Annotated in this window: 29 protein-coding genes; all 29 read right to left on the reverse strand. The window is 47.9% G+C overall.

Annotation, left to right across the window (positions count from 1 at the left end; genetic code table 11):
* Positions 1–45 precede the first annotated feature (45 nt).
* The 29 genes from ACQ76X_RS01180 to ACQ76X_RS01320 all read right to left on the reverse strand — a co-directional run bounded on the left by ACQ76X_RS01180 (position 46) and on the right by ACQ76X_RS01320 (position 20,717).
* Complete coding sequence (locus tag ACQ76X_RS01180; RefSeq protein WP_438491018.1) at positions 46–441, reverse strand: hypothetical protein; 396 nt, start codon at positions 439–441, stop codon at positions 46–48.
* A 232-nt stretch (positions 442–673) separates the two neighbouring features.
* A complete protein-coding gene (locus ACQ76X_RS01185; protein WP_438491019.1) occupies positions 674–1,096 on the reverse strand; it encodes a phage tail assembly chaperone in 423 nt (140 codons plus the stop codon).
* Between the two features lie 26 nt (positions 1,097–1,122).
* Complete coding sequence (locus ACQ76X_RS01190; RefSeq protein WP_438491020.1) at positions 1,123–1,584, reverse strand: phage tail tube protein; 462 nt, start codon at positions 1,582–1,584, stop codon at positions 1,123–1,125.
* A 1-nt stretch (position 1,585) separates the two neighbouring features.
* Complete coding sequence (locus ACQ76X_RS01195; protein ID WP_438491021.1) at positions 1,586–2,902, reverse strand: phage tail sheath family protein; 1,317 nt, start codon at positions 2,900–2,902, stop codon at positions 1,586–1,588.
* A complete protein-coding gene (locus ACQ76X_RS01200) occupies positions 2,903–3,121 on the reverse strand; it encodes a hypothetical protein (protein WP_438491022.1) in 219 nt (72 codons plus the stop codon). It lies immediately after the preceding gene.
* Positions 3,118–3,540 (reverse strand): phage tail terminator family protein, encoded by a 423-nt coding sequence (locus ACQ76X_RS01205; protein WP_438491023.1) that lies wholly within the window; start codon positions 3,538–3,540, stop codon positions 3,118–3,120. Before ACQ76X_RS01205 ends, ACQ76X_RS01200 begins: the two co-directional genes overlap by 4 nt.
* A 2-nt stretch (positions 3,541–3,542) precedes the next feature.
* Positions 3,543–3,950, reverse strand: a complete 408-nt coding sequence (locus tag ACQ76X_RS01210) for an HK97 gp10 family phage protein (protein ID WP_438491024.1) — start codon at positions 3,948–3,950, stop codon at positions 3,543–3,545.
* Complete coding sequence (locus ACQ76X_RS01215; RefSeq protein WP_438491025.1) at positions 3,947–4,321, reverse strand: ABC transporter ATP-binding protein; 375 nt, start codon at positions 4,319–4,321, stop codon at positions 3,947–3,949. The genes ACQ76X_RS01210 and ACQ76X_RS01215 overlap by 4 nt, the downstream gene beginning before the upstream one ends.
* 2 nt (positions 4,322–4,323) lie before the next feature.
* Positions 4,324–4,692, reverse strand: a complete 369-nt coding sequence (locus ACQ76X_RS01220; protein WP_438491026.1) for a hypothetical protein — start codon at positions 4,690–4,692, stop codon at positions 4,324–4,326.
* Positions 4,676–4,957, reverse strand: a complete 282-nt coding sequence (locus ACQ76X_RS01225) for a DUF7210 family protein (protein WP_438491027.1) — start codon at positions 4,955–4,957, stop codon at positions 4,676–4,678. Before ACQ76X_RS01225 ends, ACQ76X_RS01220 begins: the two co-directional genes overlap by 17 nt.
* A 37-nt stretch (positions 4,958–4,994) precedes the next feature.
* Positions 4,995–6,014, reverse strand: a complete 1,020-nt coding sequence (locus ACQ76X_RS01230) for a major capsid protein (protein WP_438491028.1) — start codon at positions 6,012–6,014, stop codon at positions 4,995–4,997.
* A gap of 21 nt (positions 6,015–6,035) precedes the next feature.
* Positions 6,036–6,368, reverse strand: a complete 333-nt coding sequence (locus ACQ76X_RS01235) for a hypothetical protein (RefSeq protein ID WP_438491029.1) — start codon at positions 6,366–6,368, stop codon at positions 6,036–6,038.
* A gap of 22 nt (positions 6,369–6,390) precedes the next feature.
* Entirely contained in the window at positions 6,391–7,008 is a 618-nt protein-coding gene (locus ACQ76X_RS01240) for a phage scaffolding protein (RefSeq protein ID WP_438491030.1), read from the reverse strand.
* 124 nt (positions 7,009–7,132) lie between these two features.
* Positions 7,133–7,294 carry a hypothetical protein gene (locus ACQ76X_RS01245; RefSeq protein ID WP_438491031.1) on the reverse strand — a complete coding sequence of 54 codons (162 nt, stop codon included), beginning with the start codon at positions 7,292–7,294 and terminating at the stop codon, positions 7,133–7,135.
* Between the two features lie 9 nt (positions 7,295–7,303).
* Positions 7,304–7,558: a hypothetical protein gene (locus ACQ76X_RS01250; RefSeq protein ID WP_438491032.1), complete on the reverse strand. Its 255-nt coding sequence runs from the start codon at positions 7,556–7,558 to the stop codon at positions 7,304–7,306.
* Complete coding sequence (locus ACQ76X_RS01255; protein WP_438491033.1) at positions 7,558–9,315, reverse strand: minor capsid protein; 1,758 nt, start codon at positions 9,313–9,315, stop codon at positions 7,558–7,560. The genes ACQ76X_RS01250 and ACQ76X_RS01255 overlap by 1 nt, the downstream gene beginning before the upstream one ends.
* Positions 9,312–10,757 carry a phage portal protein gene (locus ACQ76X_RS01260; protein ID WP_438491034.1) on the reverse strand — a complete coding sequence of 482 codons (1,446 nt, stop codon included), beginning with the start codon at positions 10,755–10,757 and terminating at the stop codon, positions 9,312–9,314. The genes ACQ76X_RS01255 and ACQ76X_RS01260 overlap by 4 nt, the downstream gene beginning before the upstream one ends.
* A gap of 19 nt (positions 10,758–10,776) precedes the next feature.
* Positions 10,777–12,054: a PBSX family phage terminase large subunit gene (locus ACQ76X_RS01265; RefSeq protein ID WP_438491035.1), complete on the reverse strand. Its 1,278-nt coding sequence runs from the start codon at positions 12,052–12,054 to the stop codon at positions 10,777–10,779.
* Positions 12,041–12,820 carry a phage terminase small subunit gene (gene terS / locus ACQ76X_RS01270; protein ID WP_438491036.1) on the reverse strand — a complete coding sequence of 260 codons (780 nt, stop codon included), beginning with the start codon at positions 12,818–12,820 and terminating at the stop codon, positions 12,041–12,043. Before terS ends, ACQ76X_RS01265 begins: the two co-directional genes overlap by 14 nt.
* 510 nt (positions 12,821–13,330) lie before the next feature.
* Positions 13,331–13,930: a tyrosine-type recombinase/integrase gene (locus tag ACQ76X_RS01275; protein WP_438491037.1), complete on the reverse strand. Its 600-nt coding sequence runs from the start codon at positions 13,928–13,930 to the stop codon at positions 13,331–13,333.
* Positions 13,931–13,965: 35 nt separating this feature from the next.
* Positions 13,966–14,214, reverse strand: a complete 249-nt coding sequence (locus ACQ76X_RS01280; RefSeq protein ID WP_438491038.1) for a hypothetical protein — start codon at positions 14,212–14,214, stop codon at positions 13,966–13,968.
* Positions 14,215–14,609: 395 nt separating this feature from the next.
* Entirely contained in the window at positions 14,610–15,026 is a 417-nt protein-coding gene (locus ACQ76X_RS01285) for a hypothetical protein (protein WP_438491039.1), read from the reverse strand.
* A gap of 169 nt (positions 15,027–15,195) precedes the next feature.
* Positions 15,196–15,381 carry a hypothetical protein gene (locus tag ACQ76X_RS01290; RefSeq protein WP_438491040.1) on the reverse strand — a complete coding sequence of 62 codons (186 nt, stop codon included), beginning with the start codon at positions 15,379–15,381 and terminating at the stop codon, positions 15,196–15,198.
* Between the two features lie 644 nt (positions 15,382–16,025).
* Positions 16,026–17,381: a hypothetical protein gene (locus ACQ76X_RS01295; protein ID WP_438491041.1), complete on the reverse strand. Its 1,356-nt coding sequence runs from the start codon at positions 17,379–17,381 to the stop codon at positions 16,026–16,028.
* Between the two features lie 81 nt (positions 17,382–17,462).
* On the reverse strand, positions 17,463–17,990 hold the full coding sequence (locus tag ACQ76X_RS01300) for a sigma factor-like helix-turn-helix DNA-binding protein (protein ID WP_438491042.1): 528 nt from the start codon (positions 17,988–17,990) through the stop codon (positions 17,463–17,465).
* A gap of 99 nt (positions 17,991–18,089) precedes the next feature.
* On the reverse strand, positions 18,090–18,293 hold the full coding sequence (locus ACQ76X_RS01305; RefSeq protein ID WP_438491043.1) for a hypothetical protein: 204 nt from the start codon (positions 18,291–18,293) through the stop codon (positions 18,090–18,092).
* 381 nt (positions 18,294–18,674) lie between these two features.
* Positions 18,675–19,136, reverse strand: coding sequence for a hypothetical protein (locus tag ACQ76X_RS01310; protein WP_438491044.1), 462 nt, complete (start codon positions 19,134–19,136; stop codon positions 18,675–18,677).
* Positions 19,136–20,278: a sigma-70 family RNA polymerase sigma factor gene (locus tag ACQ76X_RS01315; protein ID WP_438491045.1), complete on the reverse strand. Its 1,143-nt coding sequence runs from the start codon at positions 20,276–20,278 to the stop codon at positions 19,136–19,138. Before ACQ76X_RS01315 ends, ACQ76X_RS01310 begins: the two co-directional genes overlap by 1 nt.
* Entirely contained in the window at positions 20,256–20,717 is a 462-nt protein-coding gene (locus ACQ76X_RS01320; RefSeq protein ID WP_438491046.1) for a hypothetical protein, read from the reverse strand. Before ACQ76X_RS01320 ends, ACQ76X_RS01315 begins: the two co-directional genes overlap by 23 nt.

Raw genomic sequence — 20,717 nt, forward strand, 5'->3', positions numbered from 1 at the left:
AGGCATGAAAAAAGCACCCCGGTATGGGATGCCTCTTTGCTCGTATTATTTTACGCTGTTGAATATTTCTTTTGCCTTCTCGCTATTTGTTTCAAGTAGGAACCTCTCCCTGATGATATCGCCTTCTGCAGGCAGGGAATACTTTTTTTTAGCTTTTTTTAGTTTATCTATGGATTCGTATTCATATATTTTAACAGGGTTTCCTTCAAGGTAAAATATAACACCGTCATTCGCTTCAATCATCTCAACTATTGGCTTATTCTCTTCATCCACGATTTTTTTATCATCCGAAGATGTCCCGCTACTAATATCCTCACCAGAGTTATTAAAGGCTTCAATAAATTTATCCATTGTGAGATTATCTTCTTCTTTGGACGATGAACAACCGGCAAAGACTAGCACCAGACAAACAATAAATAGACCACTCCAAAACTTTTTCATGTCAACCCCCATAGGTAATATTTACAAATAAATATACCAAAGGGGGGCTGACGGGTCTATTATTATTTGCCAGCTTTAGCCTGCCCCTTCTTCTCCTTGTCGATCCGGACTGATATCATGGCATAAACCCCTGCGCGTTCACGGGGAGTCATTTCCATCAATTCATGAGGCAGTATGTGCAGCTCATGGAGGGCGTAGTAAGCATAATTCGCTTCCCCGTCACCCTCCTTGATTAGTTTTTTACTTCTTCCACCAGTTCGTTAATATCCTGATCATAGCCGTTAAGCGCCTGAACTTTTTCCAGCAGCACCGTAAACTCACCAGGTAGGAGCATCTTTCGGAGGAGAGATTCCGCCCCACGAACACCGTAGGATTTCTGTAACTCGGCATCTTTTAGGTTCGGATAGACAACAGAAGCCCCTACCATTTTAGCCAGATAGTCATTAGAATCGAACTCAGGGTTGTAGACGCCATTACGACCTTTCACCTTTTTAGTAGCAGCCTTCCGCAGTTCCTGATTCTCTTCTTCTGTAATGCTCGACAATTTCCAAGGGATTGGGTTTCCTTCCTTGTCCTTAAAACGCTTGGAAACTACGAATTCCTCTGTAGCAGCTACCGCTGCTGCCTGTGCAAAAAATGCTGAAAATTCACTCATTGTATGTTATCCTCCTGAAATTTAGTTTAGTTAGCTGGTGCGTTAAACATTTGACCAATGTCGATGTCTTCATACGTGAAATCCACATCTTCTTCCAGGGCTTCCGATTCTGTATCTAGGGAAGCCATGACCACGCTGTCTAGGTTGACGCCCAGTAGAGTTACTGTTTGTGAACCGATTGATGACCCCGGATCTTCATTAACTACCGTAATATCGAAGTTGGTATCCCTACCGGTTTTGATATAATCGATCATCAGCTTTCGAAAAAGGCTTGTCACATAGTAAATTGTCATATTACCAGTGCCAGACCATCCCGTAGTTTTATGCTGTGTGCCGCGACGACCGAGAGTTTTCACTTCAGCCTTATTTTTTTCAGCTTTTGCTTCTATTGTTTTGATATAGAACATCTCTTCAACTTGACCGTTAATCGTAGCATATGCCCGGCCCTCTTGACCGCTGATTGTATCTCCGGCTTTCAAAAATTCCATCTTATTTCACCTGCACTTTCATATAGACTTTTTCGATGGAGTCCACCGGCTGAATGTTGGCCTCGACATATATTGCGTCCGAATCGACGCCAGGCAGCACCGTGATATCTGTCTGAGCATCAAAGTTCTGGATTGCACCGATACTCTGCAAATTATCCGCATATACTACGAGCTCTTTTCGGAATAGCGCTCGACCGTCTACGTTATTGCTGACCTTGCCAATGTAAGAGGTCTCAAAAATCCGCTTCGTATCGTTAGCAAATCCATCTAGGACCCGGATAACCCGGTTCTTGTGGAAGAATTTATTTTTCTTAGGCGTATAGCTCAAAAATGTATTAATATCCTGTTCTACCACAGCCCGGTTATTTGACGGCGTGAAGAGAAATTCACCGGCAGTTAGGGCCGCTTCGATCTGGGCGTTGGTATAACGCGGAGCCACATCCACCGCATCGTCATAAGCCGCATAGGTCAGAGACTCATTCATTTCTGCTCCAGCCGTCGCTCCCGCAACCCACGCCGTTGCCTGGACTGCTGTTAGTGTTGTACCATCTGATAGCACTACACCATTCTTAACGCTGATTACACCTTCATTGTCCGCCGTAGGGTAGTTTTCCAGAACGGCTTGTACCTTCTTACCCTCATTATCTCGCAGCCGGCGGATGAAGGCTGCGTATACCGCCTTGAGGGCATTGTCCGTAGAAGGTAAAGCCACTGTCTGGAAGTCATACAGCTCCAGCGCGCCCAGGAAAGCGGTGTGGTCGGCATTTGTTACCGAGCCGTCTGCACCACCAATCAATGGTGCACCAGCTGAAGCCGTAAGCGCTCCTGTACCGCTCCATAAAATCCAGTCGTTCGCTGTAAGCCCGGCAATGTCAGAGACAACTTGCGTATCCACTACCGCATTATCCAGTAGGGTCTTTACATCAAATTTGCTGTTGTCGTCAATGTTAGTCTGGACAACCACCTTTAGGGAATTACCCCGCAGGCCGCCGTATTTCGCTGTAGCAACCAGATCACCGGCAGTGACCGCTGCCTTTGTGCCCTCATTAAGTTTGTACAGCAGCACCTTCTGTGCCCGTTTCAGCGCTTCCCGTACCAACAGTAGCTCCGGGGCTGTCAAATCATATCCAAGCCGAGTCAGAGTATCCTCGCCAGCTACAATTGGCGTGATGACCTTGGCCGCGCCCCATGGTAGTGAAAGCGCCAAACTGGTAATGCCCCTGCTTCCCGCAGCACCCAGCGTTCCACCGGATGATTCCACGTTAATGTAAACGCCTGGTCTAACTTTGTTCTGTAGAGTCCATGTGCCTCCAGCCATTTACTTCGCCTCCTTCTTTTTAAAGTCATCAATCACTTGTTGAGCCTCTGCTGCCGTGTACAGCTTATCCGTCTCCAGCAGCGCCGCCAGCATGTCCTTGTCCTGGTAGGAGTATTTAGCTGAGGACAAGAATTGCTCTTTGGTAAACGAGGCTGTAGAGCCCTCTACCGCGGGTTGGCTCTCTGTGCTTGTTGCTGGCTTAATTGGTTTTTCACTCACTTGATACCGCCTCCTTGTGTCATACTCTGCATTTTGATATCCGGATCCTTTGTCCGGATTACATGATAGTTGTACTGAACGAAGAAATGCAGAACTCCGTCCACGATTTCGTGACGCATACCAGTTCCCCGATAACCGCCCTCGCTTCCCCTCACATACTCAATTTCTGAGTAAAGCCGCTCAGCCATGAGCTCACATTCCTCCCGGGGAGCAGCAGCGTCTTTGTGCGGGAAGTAATGAACATCGAAAGGATTGAACCTCCGGTACCGCCGGTTAATCTCCCGGTTCTGGCTGGACTCTATGAGCAGCACAAAAAAGCACGGCTGCTGCATGCCCTGCTCCACGGCTTCGTCATATACCGGTAGCTCCGGAGTAAATAACGAAAGCTTCTTTATGAGTGCGTTCTTGATATCCTGCATGCTCACCGCCCCATGTGCTTCTCCATGTATTTTTTCAGCTTGCGCTCCATAATGCCCGGCAGCTCCCGCTCCAGCTCCTGCTCGGATAAGGTCAGCATAAACTTGCCATTGACCCAACCTGTACGGAGCCGGGTGACATGGCCGAATTCCACATATAGCGCGTACTCTACGTTATTCGTGATTTCAACATGAACACCGCCACCTGGCAGCTTCACCACATGGCCGATCTGCCATCCCTCACGGAGTTTATTGGTGATAACAGGAGTCCGCGCTATGGTCTTTGCCAACAGTCGCCCGGCCAACTCCCGGATGCAGTCCTCCATGAATGCCGGAAACTCTTTCTGCATCCGCTGTAGGTTCTTCTGCAGCTTCTTAAAATCAGAGAAATCAAATTTCCCCAGCCCGCTCATGCGTTAAGAATCTCTTTCAGCTTGATCTCTTGATGTGTAGCATACCGAAACGCCTTGCCGGCTTGTTCTCCCTCGAATGCCATGCCGTTCTGCAGGACCTTGATCCGGCTGCCGGGCTTGATGAACACATCCGGAGAGATAAACAGCTTGGCGTCATAATTTACTTGGTTCACCGTCACTGTCTGCGTGGCTGCCGGTAGAGAAGTCTGAGATAGAGCGCATGGCTCGTCAACCAGCACGGGAACCGGCTGCTGCCGTGTCTTACCTGTTACCGGGTCTTTGACATCCTTCATTTCAGAGACGGTACACAGACCCTCGTAGGTGCTCTCGATAGCTGCTCGCTCAGCTGGTATATTACCGAAGCTTGGCATAATTACCACCTCATCCTGCGGAACGCGACTAGCTGCGCCTCATAATTCCGGACAAACGCCACGCCGGATCCCACGGTTACAACCGCTTTAGCTGATCCGAACGTCGTCGTTACGTCCCCGCGCTTAATGCTGGTGACTGCCGGGGCCGTCTGCTCGAACTCTGTTGGATATTTGGCCCGGTAGTAATCCTCTGCAATTTGCAGCACCACCGTATCCAACTCACGAGGAATAGCAGTGATGTTGCAGAACGTCTTTATTCCCTGGACGATTGATTCCAGGGCAAACGTCAGCTGGAAATCCTTTTTTGTCTCCTCAACTGGAATGCCCAGCAACTGCTTCAGCTTCACAAAATATTTAAGATGCTCCTCCATCGGATCCACCTGCCTTCAGGATCACAGCAAGTACCTCCTCCCTCTTGGTCGCTTCACCCAGGTCGATGCCGTGCTTTTTCGCATAATCTTTGAGCTCAGGCAATTTCATCTCTGGAACAGGCACCGGCACAATTTCGTCAGCTTCCAAAACCGTTACATGCTTCTCAAGGCGGGCAAGCTCCTTCTCAGTTACACTGAAGGACTCGCCTTTCTGGAACAGCTGACCATTATGCCGGATCGGAATATCAATGACTTCAACTTTCACGCAGCTTCCTCCTTAAGGGCGGCGAACCGCCCATTGATTAAAGTACTGTAGCTTGGAACACTTCATCGGCAGCTGGGAACGATGGCAAAGCCGTAGCGACCGCTTTGGTCCAAGTGCTCACCGGATCCTTGCCATCTTCGTAGACCATGGCCAGCACATTGCCGACCTTCGAAATGTCGATCTGTGGATCACGGGCCAGGCGGATCTCTTCGGCCGTCGGACCGTAGATCGTTTCCCCCAGAGGACCGTCAGGCAGCATAACGAACTTGTTTTGCGGGAAGTAGCGCAGTTGCTCATATGTGCCGTCTGCCTTCTGCTTCCGGTAGACCTCCTCATAAATCGCAATTGTTGGCAGCTCCAGCTGAGTCAAGAAGGCGTTCAGGTCAAGTCGTGTTGCCACTCTCGCCGCATTGCTACCAAATAAAGCACCAATGACTTTCGGATGGCGAAGCAGGGCCGACAAAGCAGCGGCAGAGGTCAGCACACGGCGCGGCTTAGTAGCCAGTGTAGTATACCAATCCTGCATCTGTGTGATCGGGTCGCTGGCAGGGTCACTCCACAGGTCCGTACCAGACAGGATTTGCTTGTGATTGGCCGGCACCTTATAATCCAGCGTGACATTCAATCCATTTTCATTCAGAGTCACCGTACCATTGGCCGCTGCCTCCATACGCATAACCTCAACACGAGCCCTTACGCCTGCGGTCAGGACGTCCACATCGTTGTATACCTGACGCATCAGATACTGTTGCTCTGCAGGTGTACGGGGATTCTCCAGCGCAATGATATCCTTTTCCTTCATCTGGATTTTACGCTTAATCAAAGCAAGCTCCAGGGCTTGTTTGGAAGATTCGCGGCTTCCAATCTCAGCCTCGGAATCAAATGAATGAACGGACGCAACAACAGGGATGCGTCTTGCGCCTTTAATCTGGTCAAATTCCAGCGACTCCCGTTTGACCTCCGGAAACAGGGTTTCGCCCAGCAAAGCCGGGTATTGGCGGTTTCCGAGATAGTTCAAAATCTCGGGTTGGCTGAACAACTCTAACACGTTTGGCATATTATTAATCTCCTTCCGCGATTACACGCTTAGTTTAAATTTGATATTCGACTTTGCTGCAAGCGAAGTCTTAGCAGCAGCTGCAAGTGCCACCGGCAAGCGAGCCTCCAGAATCCAGGCATCCACCAGTATAGCCCCTGGCTGCGGCCCCTCTGTGACGTCTGTATCGATAAATACAATTCCGATAGCTGTGTCATCGTTGGCTGGGTAAGGTGTACCGGCTTTAACGATCTTGCGCCCTTGCGCGTTAGCGGTTACCCCCGCATCACTGATCTGGTAGGTGTAGCTGACATATTTCGCACTGGCCAAAAAGTTGATATCTTCAGCCTTTCCGTAATCCTTGATATATGGCATATTCGTTAATCTCCTCTCTGATTTAACCCCATGGGTTATTTGCAGCCTCCGGCGCTTTTCCAGCCTCGTTGGCAGCCTTGGCGAAGTCCGCCGCCACACTGGACTCACCGCCACCTTTGGACGGATCCTTGCTGTCCGGTGACTTGAAGCCTTTGAAAGTCGGCCCCTTTGCTTCCTGTTTTTCCGCAAACAAAAAGCCCTTGCTCTCTCGCAGGGCCTTCACCTGGTCGTCCAGTCCGCCCTTCACAGCGCCGCTGTCATCCAGTTCGATCTTCGATTTGTCCAAGAGTCCGGCGACGATATCCGGATCATGTGCCTCCCCAGCCAGCGCCAGCTTGAGCGCCGTGGTCAGCTGCAGATCCTTCACCTTAGTTTCATACTCCGTTTTGGTTGTCTTGTTCTCGTCCTGTAGCTTCGTGATCTGGTCCTTCAGCGCTTGGTTATCACCGGCAGACTTCTTCACCTCTTCGAGCTGGCCGGAGACCTTGTCGCGGTCCTGTTCGGCCTGCTTCTTTGCCTCGTTCACCTCATCGAATCGAGCCTTGGGAACAAAGCCCTTCAGTTCATCCGCTGAAGCGGCCGCCGCCTTTGTCGCCTGATCCTCCGTCAATCCAATGGCAATAAACTGCTCTTTATTCATTTAGGATTCCTCCGTTTCATCTTCGCTTTTTACCCGGTCGCGTCCGGTGATGTCTTGTTCTTTAACGTCTGCAATACCAAAAAGACGGCAATATAAAAGGCACCCTCGCTATTAGCGTGAGTGCCTACTTTAACAATTCATTAAGTTCTTGTCGCAATGCTTCAACTTCCCTAGCTGTTCTCTCAAAATCCTCAGAAGTGCCGCGATCATGGTTAACTTGATTCTCGGCAACTTCGTAGCTTTCAATTAACTGCTCACAAAAGACCCTAATTTTCTCTTTATCCACGGACTCACCTCACAATCCATATTTCTGTTTGATGAGAATCCATTTGAGTCCTTCTTCACGGCTTAGTCGCCGCTGTTCAACCGAATTAGCATCCAGGACGCCTATCGGATACTTCGGTAGTTGGTCCCGCTTTTGAAGATACTCAAATCTAACAGCGCTGATCTCGTCCACCAAAGAATCAAAGCGGTCACCTAACTTTTCACGCTGCGGGTCAAAAAGTTCAGCGATAGCCGCTCTATTCTCTTCTTCCGTTCGCAAGATCATCACTCCCTTCTGTATTGTAGACCCTCAATCAGCAATACCAGCTGCTCCATGGTCAAATGCTTGTCATCGTAACCGTTCATCGCGTCTTCAATCGTAAGCCTGCTGAGATAGATATCCTCTGCTTTATCCAGCAGTAGATTTATTTCATCCTGGCTTAGTTCGATATCCTGGGATTTACTCAAAATAAATAGGTTCGCCTGATCAACCGCACGTAGTTGTTTCAGTTCTTTAGAAAAGAACATGTGAACATCTTCTCGACTGAACGACCCTCCAGGATCGTCGCCATTTGAAGGGTGATTGTGAGTAATGACGCTGCCCTTGAGCTGCTCTGGTTTGATCTTGTTGATGTCAACCGCGGCGACGTCACCTTTGATATGGATGACCTCGCCTTGTTTGGTCAGCGTGACAGCATGCTCCACCGGCGCGGTGCGAATCGCCTTCTCGGCATCTTCCACATATTTCTGAACAAGCTCTGGCTTGGACAAATCGATATTGCCGAGCTTCCGGGGTATATCCGGTTCAAGCTTCGGCAGATCCATCTTGCTGAGATTAATCAGCGGCGGCGCGGTCTTTCCGGTTTCATCATACCATTTCTCCGGCTCCGGGGTATATACAGATTTCTCAGGAATTGGAACATCCTTTGTCGGCGCTCCCGGCATGTCGATAGTAGGCAACGGTGTTTCCGGCGCCTTCTTGGCCGGAGTCTCTACGGTAACCGGTTCAGCTGCTTCAGGAGCATACTTCTTCTCCCACTCCGGATAGGTTATGTCCTCCGGCACCTTGTATGTCTTGCCGTCATCGTCCCGGGCCACCCGCTCCTTGATATTGTCATCATAGTGCGGGATAGTTGTAGACCGGCAGTATACATGCATCGGTGGAAAGTTAACGCCCGGTTGAGCATCTGAGACATCAAAAACTTTGCCGTCAAGGTCCCGGCAGGTGATGGATGTCCGTTTATCCAGTGTGGCAGTATAGCGGTATTGTTCAACTCCCAGTTCCTTGAACCCGGCAAGACTGGCCTGACCGGCGAAGTAGGCCGACTCAGTTAGTATCAGTCTTTCAGCATTCCTAGCAGATACCCCTAACCGATCCTGTAGCTGCTGAATCATTTGTTTCGATGTATCGCCGCGGATAAGCCCCTGAGTAAATATGTTCCTCAGCTCACCATTAAGCCTCACCCGGTCTGTCCATATACGGCTGCTGAAATTACTACCATCCGGAGCCCAAGGCGCAGCTAGAATGGCTTCAAGCTGCCGCTTATCGATCTTAGCGAATGAAGCCCCGATACCGATGCCCTTTTCCAGCTCAAATATGCTACGGTAATAGCCATCTTTATAGACACCACCCAGCAGCTCCGTGGTGCCTGCTAGGCGCTTCGCTGACAGTTCCTCGATGTGCTGCTTCATCTGAAGCTGGATTGACTCCAGCCGCGTCACCCGCACTCTGATGCTGGCATTTTCCAGTTCCTTCATCCATCGCTGATCAATGGCATTCTCTTTCCCTCGGGCAATGTAATCCTCTACGGTCCACTTGAATTCCTTGAGCTCGCCTGCTCTGAGTACCTGCTTGGCAGAGGACAGGCTGACAATACCGTTATTTTCGGCAAACCGCTGATAGAAATTGTTTACATCGGTCTGGATAGATATCATAGCCTTGCGGTATTCCTTTTGCATTGCCTTGGTAAAGGGTACGCCCTTGTTCAGCAGGGATTCATTGAGCTGCTCCATCCGTCCGGACCAATAAGCTGCTGACTTCACTTGGGTTCAACTTCTTCTGGCGGATTTGACTGATTAGGAGGCAGGCCGTAATCCTCCATCTTCTCCAGAGCCGCCTGCTCTTCGGCCTCGATCCGCTTCAGTTCTTCCTTGGTGTCCGTCACCCATGGGTGATTGGCCACAATCGTCTCTCTGGAGATTACCCCGGTACTGTTACTGGCGTCGGTGATGGCCTCAGACTCATTGATCAGCACGTCCCGGTTAAAGATGAAGGTCACCGGTTCTTCGGTGTAATCCTTTCCCGTGGCGGCTGCCAAGTGCGTGTCGATGAACCAGAGCAGCTGCTTCAGCCCTGCCTGGAACTCACTTTCGATATCGTTGCAATCCAGATCCAAATCCTGATACAGGGAGCGGAGGGCCACACCAGAAGGAGCGCTGGCAAACTTGTCGGACTGAGTATCAACCCCTCGCCCAAACTCGAAAATGTCTTTTCGGGTCATTTCCATATGATTGCTGTAAGCTTCGGTGTCCAGGTCCAAGCTGATGGTTTCGACCCCACCAGTGTGGTCCACAAAGGCTACTCGGAATTGGGCAATGTTCTTTCTAAAATCCCCAGCCTCCTGCCCGCTGTAGTTCTTAACAACATAAATGCTATTCGGTAGATCCTCCAGGTTGTTGCTGTTGGCCGATTTCTGCTTGTCGTAATCATCGACCTGCTTCTTGATCAGCTCAATTAGTGGCTGCTCCTCAGAATTGTACTTGAAGCAAACAAACGGTACACGCTCCCAATTAAGAGGCCGTTCAGCTGTTCCCTCAACCACAGCAAGATGATTCTGCTGCTCCAATAGCTTCAGCTTGCCAGCCTCTTCCTCGTATATCCGGACGCCGTCAAGATCCCACCATTCGATCCGTTTGACGGTCTGCTTCCGTTTGGCCACATACCCCTCAATTTCATAGACGCGAATAAAAGCGGCCAGTTCAGTATGTGCGGCGTCCTTCCAGATCGGTAGACATTCCTCCGGATTCATCCGCATAAAGGCCAGCTCGCCGTCTACGGTGTAATACGGATGCAGCCAGGCTTTCCCGCAGTTTACTGCATCCTTGCCCAAATTCTTAAACAGAAGCTTAAAATCATCATCAAAGAACAATTCCAACTCATCCTGATAGGCCGGCAGCGCCGTCTTCGGCAGAAATGGCTTGGACAGCAAGTATCCGGCCTTCTGATCCACCAGTTTGCGCACAAAGCCATGAGGAATCCGGTTATCGGCCAGATTTTCAGCAGCCACCAATCGGCCATCACCATCAATCGTCTTCCGGCGCTGGTCTAGAATGTCATTCTTAATCCGGTAGTACCGTTTGCCGTTTAGCATCTGCTTACGTTCATCGGACCGCTCCCAGTCACTGACTTCGGCCTGAATGATTTCCTCCAGTGTCATCGGGGCATTAGCATCTAAATTCTCTAGTATCTCCTGTAGGGTCTCCATTGGTCACCCCTCCCTCCTGTTACCTTCTGAATGATACGCCGGAGCGGCTCATATCGTCCTCAAGCGCATAGCGGCATTGGTCAATACTGTGATTGTCCTTCTCCTCCAGCTTGGCGCGTGGGTTGCCGTCAGCATCGGTCTGGTAATCAATATCCTCGAACTCTTTGGCTGTGTGCGGCGTCCGCTTCGGATCGATCACGATTTCCTCCAGATCATCCAGCCACTTCTCGCCATACTCCACGCTGCCGGGACCCTTCTTGGCCCCGCGAATACGGATGCCGTAGGTCTTCATTTCGTCAATCGACTTCGGCTCAGCGTTATCGGCTGTCGTCATAACGTCATGATACTGACGGGCCTTGATCCACTCGGCCAGCTCCCGGTTGCTAATCTTAACCCCGTACCGCTCATCCAGAGCGTAGAGCCGGCGGCGCGTCTTATCGTAATGCCAGCGTCCAAAGGATACCGGGTCCACACCATAGCCCCAGTCCGTACCCTGCCGGATGTTGTCGAAGCTCTTGATCTCATCGTCCGTAATTTCGCGGAAGACTAAGTTATCAAACGGCACAACCCCGCTGCCGATGGCCTCGCCAAGGTATTCCCACTTGTAGCGGAGCGACAGGCCGTCTTTGTCGATCTTCCCCTTGGTCTTGGCCTCCTCAGCCTCCTCCAGGAAAGCCTTAGACAAATGCGGATTATCCAGATAAGTAGAATGATGCACGTAGGTGTTCGCCTGGATAAACTGGGTCTCGTATTTCTTGTTGGCCCAGTTCTGCTTTCTCTTCGGCGGGTTGTAACTGTAATAAAAGGCGTAAAAAAGACCATTCGGCAGCTCCGCACGTAGCACAGAGTTTTCAATGGTCGTGACTTCCTCTTCAGTTTTAAACTCAGCCAGCTCCTCGATCCACATAATCGCAATCGGGTACTTGCTGATCTTGATGGACTTCAGCTTGAGCGGGTCGTCAGCTCCTCTAAAAATGATCTTATTCCCACGGGGCAAGTAGATCAGCTGAAGCGGAGACTTGAGCACCCGCCAATAAGCCGACACGCCCAGGATCTCGATGGCCTCCTTGAGCTGCTCAAATACCGACTCCTCCAGTGTGCGGGCGACCTTGCGTAACACTAGGGCTGTCACCGGGTACTTCATCATATCTTTGATAACCTTCAGCCCGATATGCGTTGACTTGGCAGATCCGCGACCACCCTTTAAGACATGCCTAAGATAGCGGTGCGAATTGGACGCCTGCCAGAAGGACCTGAACTGTGGCGTGACAATCTCCGATAACTTAATCTGCTGCATCTGAGCCATCCCCAATATCATCCACAATCTGTACTGTTTCCTTTATGCCATTCTGCTTATCAAGCACTTGCTGTTGCAGGAGAGCGACCTTATCCTTCAACTCAGTCATCCGTAACCGTTGTTCTTCACTAACCTCTTCCGGAGGAGTTAAACGTAGAGTGTCTTCGTATTCCTTAATGGAGCGGGCCAAGGATGTCCATGCTGCCGCCCAGGATTTCAGAGCAGTAGCGGAGCGGTCCCAAGCAAACTGGAATTCGAATTCCTCCTCAACCAGAACAGGGATCAGTTCCTTCTTCTCGCCACGACCCTTGCTGTGAACCTCAAACTTCTGCTTTTTCAGTTCTTTGATCATTTCATCCTTGCCGGTGACATGCTGGACCTTTAGAGAGCGAATGATATTGGTAAACTGAATGCGAATACCTACCCATAGCATATCCAACGTAGAAAGCTCGGCTGTCGAATCGTAAATTTCTCGCGTCTCTTCATCATCCGGCAGGAACTTACGGAATAAACCATGCGTGACGGCCTTATCATTCCCCACAGGACCACCGGGACCGCCTTTATTACCTACTGCATTGCGGTTTCCCTTGGGAGCGCCTGGACGCGGCTCCGGCTGCTCGTCCCATCGGTCTATACTCTTCCACTTGCGAACCATTGCAGCGCTAATTCCAAGCTTAGCCGCTATCTCAGCGGGCTTCATTGCCTTGTCACTTTCAAACCACAAGGCCAGCGCCTTTTTGCGGTCCGGGCTTCTTTCTCTTGCCATTAAATCATCACCCTCACCCCCGATAGTATTTATACACTGGTTATGCACGGACATATGTATAAAATCCGGCATTTTGTGCAGATGTACTTTTCTGTAACCACGCGGAAAACCTTGATACGACGGCCTTTTCGCTTATCTACCGGAACATTCACTTATACATCATTTATACATTACCCCGAAGAACCGCGTCACTACGGGCTTTTTGGGAAATTGCCACTTTTGATTATTTCCCGGAATTATTGCCTCGAAGCAGCATTTATGCAGCGTTTATGCAGTGTATTCAGCCACTTTGCATAAATAATTGAGTTGGTTTTCTTAGAATGATTCTAAATTAGGCATTCATCTAATCTCTTTCTCTTTCCTGATCACCAAAAATCACCGATTCCAAGGCCCGTTTTCTCCTAATAAATGTAACTAGAGAGAAACATAACTCTAATTCTGTTGCACTCATAAGAAATAAGAAATATTGTTAAATCAACCTTTTTCCAAACTCTGTTTTTGAGTGCAACATTAGCCATATTGTGTATAACTCAAGCGCCTAATTGCTTCGTCCATGCTGTCCTGAGTGATGCCAATATACCTCAATGTAGTGGTAATATCCTCATGACCGAACATGTCCATTAGTAACGCTAGGTTCATAGGATTGTCCTTATAAAGGTGATAACCCCAGGTCTTGCGGAGTGAATGGACACCGATATCTGTAAGCCCGAAGCGGGCAGCCACACCACTGATCATCTTATAGGCAGTTATCCTATGGATTGGCTGTTTCACGGCACCTGTGGTCTTCTTACGCTGTCTGCTGGGGAACAAATAATCCTTGTCCTCCATTTCTTCGATGTAGAGCATTAAGTCCCGGTAAATGTCAGGATGAATAATGAACTTTTTGCGCTTCCGTTTCTTCTTTTTACGGTTCTTGGTTTTCTCAGCAACGAAGTTGATGTGTGCCTGGTCTCTGACAGCCCCCACTTTGAGCTGTAGCAAGTCTGACACCCGCAGGCCGGAATGAATCCCCATGCAGAAGAAGATGTAATTCCGGAAGCTGGTCACCTTCAGATAATTCTTAATCTGAATTATGACGGTCATGTCCCGGATCGGTTGAACCTCATTCATACCACCACCTCATAATGTGAGTATTTCGCTCTTTGTTACCTATCGTGACCAATAAGCCGGCGCGGTTTGCAGTCCATACGTTCGCGTTGCCCCTTGATCCGGTCACTGACCTCACTGAATTCCTTATCGAAGTCATTTGTTTCTTTGGCTAGGTCAACGGCACTGATGTAACGGCCACGATACTCTTCTCTGACTTCTGGCGGGATTCGTTCGTCTTCAAGGGATTGAGCAAAGACATCAACCGCCGCCTTGAACACCGGAAGATTGAGCATGTTAAGTTCCATTCTCTTCACCCTTTCTATTCAGTTCTTCAACATAATCACAATGAGTACAGAAGCGATTGGGCTTTACACCCTTAAGATTCCATTCGCACCTCGGGCAGAATTGATCATCCCACTCTTTCATTATCTCCACGGCTATATGTTCCGGGGTGTCCATATCTGTCACCCTTTCATTTGATAATCAGCAATGTCATAACAGCAAGTGCCAAACAGTAATATGCCTCGTTCCACTCTCTCCTGTTAGCCGCCTTCGTCGATTTCCAGACCAAGTAGCCTATAAGCACACTACCAACCACACTGCACATCAACGATACCCAGTCCATGCCTTCACCCTTTCCCGATTATCAGCAAACAAAAAGAGCCGCTTTTCAGCGACCCTCTGCTAAGGAAAATTTTCCTTAATCGTATTTGACTTCCGTAACTGCTGCCTTCCATACCCTCCACAGAAAAGCAACCAAATCCTCGCCATCTACAGATTCAAAAAAAACATGATTTTCAAGTATAGCAATCCATCTATCACGATGCGCTCTCAATTCGAACGCACCATAATAAGCTAGGACATCAATCATACCTACTACAGAAGGCAGCAACCGGTACTCATCTGTTGAATTGTCAAATTCCTTTCCCCCATCATATGTGTATATTGAAGGATTATCTGCAAATTCCGCCTCAACAACCCACACTTTATCAGGACGGTCAATGAAGAAAAAATGATCTCCTACAGAAGACTCATAAAATTCCATCATTTTATAGATTGTTGCTGGATCTGCTGCCTGCACTTCTGCGATTGAAACTCTCTCACGCTGAAATTTCATATTAAACCCCTCCTAAGTGTCATAGGACTCAATTCGACAATTTAGGAGCGTTCCCTGCTTGACGTATGGTCATTGCAACTATCTCACTAGAATCATGTTAATTCTGCAACCAATATCCCATATACAGGAATATCACTTTACACTTTCTAGGTCAAATCCGTGTTTTGCTTTACACTGAAAATGTAAAGTGCGCGGCGTCACGTATCTCCTGCCCGCTCTGTCTCTTCTCAAGTGCGCGGCGTCTTCTCTTGATAAGTGCCTTATGGCTTTTCTTACAGCGTTCCTGCCCGGCTTCTGCCAGCGTCCAGCAATTAACCGCTTGAATGGATGCGATTTTGGAAACTCTGTTCTGCAAGGCATTCATCCTTTCGCCAATTCCCAAACGCTTAGGAATATGAAAAAGCAACCGATGGCGCATATCTACAAGCTCATGTTTCAGAGCTTCCCTTTGCGCATGCCTTCATGAAGGCCATCAGTTGCTACTAAATAGCGCTCATATAAACCGTGAGACGCATACGGTGATTTACGCTCTTTACTGAGCCGGCATAGAGCCGAAAAGCATAACCACTAACGGCTGCTCTCTTACATAATATACCATAGCGAATAGAAGAAGAAAGCGGTATGCCGCCTAACGCCTCCGGGACGTTGCCAGCATACCCCTTCTTTTGCTCAATTATCCGTGAGCACATCGGATATAAGCTCCTGTAGCCGGGAGCGATACGGCTTATTACTGGCGGACTCACTTGGCTGAAATGTCAGCCCAGCTAAACCATGGAGGGGCGACCGCCTGTATGTGAAGAGCTCAGGAGGCCCGTCAGCTGCAGCAATCCGATTGCCGCCCTTCTGCCGGTAGCCCCCTTTTGTGCGCCAGTCACCTTATTGTCCCGCCCTGTTACACTTCAATGAGAGATGCATGCGGGATCTGTTCACTAGTTCCACATCCTATAAATAATCAATCATTTATAGTCTACACCTATAAGTGGCAATCGTAGGGCAAAATTACCTAATAGGAGTGTTTGCCATTTGACTACTTATGCTACGAATGTCTCGCAGTTCATTATGCGTATACCTCTTTCCCTCTTTTTCATGAACGTATTTTTCAAACTTCTTTCTGTCAGGATTACTCAAACCAAAGACAATCCCTTTAGCCTCCGCAATTAACTCGCTTAATTTAACTTGAACATAATCTTTCTTCCTTCTATCATACAAATACACTTGGTTAAGTTCTGCATCCTCATCCGTCATGCTAATTCCCACACTCCATGTTTTTAGCTTTTTCTTAAGTTCATCTCTAAATATATATGGAGAATTGCTTCCGTATATTGAACTAAGTTTAACAATATTGTTATCAGAAAATGCTGCTTTTGTTGACTCTCCCAATACTCGTTCACCGAAGTTTGACATGAATTTATCAAACCTAATTATCATGATCACTCTTGAATGGTCACTCTGAATAACAAAACCTTCGTTGTCAAAATCAACCTCTATTATTTTAAATATAGTTGACTCGAATAACTGGTTAAATGAATCTATATTTCTTTCGATAAACCCTTTCTCCCAAATGAATGAAATAGTTTCTTTTGTTACAAATCCATATTGCTTTAGGCTTTCCATTGTCTTTCTATCACGGCGATTCTCTAACCATGTCATAATACTTTTTGTCGCAATAAATTTGTGATCTTTATTGAGCTGAATATATTCATCAAATCTCGTTATATATCCTGCTTCTTCATTCAGGATATCTTCCATCTCATTAAGAATCATCTCGTTATCTTCACCTCTTAAAAAGGCGTTGTGTAAATCCTGAAGTTTATTACCAATATTCAAATAAGGTTCCTCTATAGATAATGGGAGCACTACATTACTCTTTCCAGATCTATTCAACCAAGTATCTATTCTATTCTGAATCCCAGGGAAACGTTGATTTAGAATACTTCTTTTTCTTATTTCTTTGGCTCTTCTAAGCAATTTCCCCCTTGAGTTGCCTTCACGAAGAAAATCAATATCAACATAATCCTCTACACAGTCTCCTCCGACATTCATTTTTTTCCCGTTAAGTCTATTTTGAATATAATAGATGTATCTGTTCTCTCTGCCACAAAGACCACAAGGACGTCTTTCATCACCCAAATCTTCCACCGGGTGTAACACAGATTCATCACCTTTCCATTCATCGCCACACTGCTTCAGGATATACGGAACTACATATTCAAAATCTACTCTATGTTCTTCTGGCACTTCACTTATTCTAAGAGATGGTCTTGTTTCAAGTAAGTCCTTCAGCCAAGTATGATCATCAATAATATAACTATTCATAATAAGATTTCTTTCTTTTTTTGAAATTAGATTTCTCAAAAGAAACACCCCGCGCTGGTTTATTTTGTATTTTATCTGTTTGAATATACTATATATTGTAGATTTATGACAGAAAAAAACCTAATCACATTGGATTAGGAATAAGCTACTTTTTAATGCTTCTGTAATTTTCTTCTGCGCTCGCTCAACATAATCCTGAACACTAGCTTTGCTTATAAATAACATCATGCTGATTTCGGCGTAAGAGAAGCATTCTCCGTGGGCGAGTGTATAACATTCCCTCTCTCGTGGGCTCAGCGTGGACAGCGCGTCTTCGAGTTGGAACATTTCCCAATCGCTGAGATTGCTCGGACTGCCGGCCGTGCTGTGCTGCACAAACGCCTGCATACGTACCGGATCCATGAGCCTCTCGTTCTGATAAGCTGCTCGCCGTTCGATTCCGCGCTTGTTACCTGGGCGCCGTCCGGTGGATAGCCACTCTATAACAAACTCACAATCGGATACCATACCGGAGATAACCTTCTTATCGTCTGCGTCAGCCCTTCTGTATGCCCTCTCAGCGCCCAGGCGGGAACGTTCGTAATTTAACACTGTGGCCTCGCCTAAGTCTAACACCGACCATTCAGGCTTGATCTGAACCTTATTCATCCTCTCGGCAGCTCCTTTGTGGTAAAATAGTGAGAGGAACGTTTGTTTCGTATTAAGCCCCTGCGGACCCAGCCAAGGATTGCAGGGGTTTCGTTATGTCTATTGAAGCACCAAATAATGAGTCTCAACCTTGAAGTATGCGATTTCCTCCGCTTCCTCCACTGAAAACACATCCATCATTGCGCCATGTGCGATACTTTGAATCTGCTCGCCGGTGTAATCCTTCTGCTCCATTCCTACTGATCCAACCAAACGGTTCTCAGAATCATAAAACATGAGTGCTCCCACTTTATCGAAATCCATACTGTTCATCCTCTCCGGAATAATTTTAGGAATAATTTGAGTCAAAAATGACAATTCAGATTCTTAGGAATAATAATTGGGATAATTCCTGTTGATTTTGCTGCACCTATAATCCCGCCAGCAGCAGGGCGATTATCAGAAAGAAGAGGAAAGCTAGCACTGCACATATAACCAGTGCATCCCATTTATTCATCCTTGCCGCCCCCTCTACGTTTAGCAAATGCAATGAGTGTGTCACCTGTTGCACAAATCAATACAATTAGGATGAGAGTTGTTAAATACGGGTGTTCCAGAGCAAATTGTGTCATGCGTCCTCTTCCTCTCCCCACTCAGCTGCGATTGCGATAACCATCATTACAATAATCATTACGATAGGTTCGGTCACAGGCTAATACCGCAACGTACCCGCCGTTCCCGCCGGACGGCAGGAGCTGCCGAAGCGGTGTTATTGGATACCCGGTAATTCAATGATTCGCCATACTCTTTCAGCACCCGCATGCGGTAATAACGTTTGGCCTGCTTTCCCAGCGTGACATTGATGGTTTGTAATGCCTGCGCTAATTCCTTCGTAAAGTTCTTATGCCGCCGAAGGACATCAATGAATTGTTCATACTGTTCTATAGTTTCCTTGGCGACACGGCGCTTACGGCGGTTCTCAGTAATTCGTTCAGACAGACCAACCCGCTGCGGATGATCGTCGGGCAAAAATTCCATGAGGTGTTTTAAGTCGTCGCATTCATCATCCCGGTATTGGACTTCTGCCTCTGCCTGCTCAAATGTGCTGAATGCCGCGGCAATCGTATCTGTAATTCGCTGGTTGGCTTCTTTCGCTGTAATCTCCATCAGGCGGTACCTACTTCCCTTCCTGCAGCCTCCAGCTGGATGAAATGTACCTGAGACGTTTCATCGAATTGCAGCGCATACCGTCTACGGACAATATTCTTACCAAGAATCCAGCGACCAATTGCCTTATTGTTGGTTGCCACCGAACCTTGGGTCCCGGTGGATTTGTTCAGTTTGGTCCCCACATCGCCTTTACGTATAACCAATCGCATCAAGCCAGCATTGAATCCCACTTGGATAAAGTCCCCTACCTTCAGTTCCAGTGTCTCCGCTGCCAGGCGACTGATGTGCATTCCCAGGGAGTTCAGGCTGATGCTGGCAACGCCGGAGGATGCTTCTCCGACATACCATTCGATTTCATCCAGGACCGTCTTTACGCCAAGGCGTTTAGCCTCTTCAACATTGATTTTGCGGTTTTTTACTTCATTGCTCATTTTGATTCCCTCTCTTTCAGGTATCCCCAGATATTTTTTATATTTCTTTCCGATTCGAAGTGTGAGTTTAGAGATATAAGATTGCGAAATGCCCAGCTCTTCCGCTATGACATGTTGTTTCGTGCCAGCCATAAGCATTTTAATCAGAAGCTGTTCTCGGTCTTTCAGACTTTCAATGAATTCTGAGACAAACATGTGTGTGGAGTCGTCCGTGCTTGGAATCATACTCAATAGCGAAGAGGATTCCATATCCTCGCTGAGTTGAACATCCAGTGACGCCACTTGTTGGTTTTCAAGAAACAATAGGCCCGAGTTAGCCTCGGCAAGAGTCAGCCCTGTTTTTTCGACAATTTCTGAAGCCGATGCACAAAATAGATTTTCCTTATGAATGACTCTCATCACTTTCAAAATGGACGCGGGCGTCTTCACACTGGAACCTTTTGAATTAAGATAATTCTGTATATAGCCCTGAATCATTCGGGCGGCGTAAGTGGCAAATTTAATGCCTCCCTCTACCTTTGTGGGGTCGAAGTATTCAAAGGCCTTAAGCAACCCGATTGAGCCTTCAGAAGCTAAATCATCATATCCCACGCCTTGATTAACCCTGACTCTAAATTTGTTGGCGATATGATGAACCAGCCCCATATTCTCCCGGATTACATCGTCCTTGTACCCTAAGTGTGGGTTATAGTCTATCGGCTTGCTCATGGGCCGGCTCCTGCAGGTACGCCATCTCCCATCCTTGCTGCAAGCGGGAGTCATGATATTCCAGCACGCCTACACAAACGACCTTGTTTTCTGCAAAGGGGATCAGCTCCAGGATAAGCAGCATCTTTTCCGGCAGCCCTGCGGCATTGAAGTTTACCCGATCAAGTTCAGCCAGCTCATAGACCGCTTTGCATAGTTCATACACGTCCCATTGGTTGTCTGGCTGCTGCCGGATCAGATAGCGCCGCTCCTGGATAACCGCCAAGCAATGAAGCCGGCGCTGATCATTGCCCATGCGCATATATTGGTCCAGCTCTGCAGCTGCTTCGCTGATGTGCTTCAGATTATTGATTTCGTTGTCTGCCTGCTTGCGGGGATCTCGAGCGGGAGCCCGTTGCAGCATAACTCCCTGACTTACTGGATGGAATAATTTCAACAT

It is taken from the genome of Paenibacillus sp. IHBB 3054, assembly GCF_051594305.1.
Taxonomy (GTDB): domain Bacteria; phylum Bacillota; class Bacilli; order Paenibacillales; family Paenibacillaceae; genus Paenibacillus_AQ.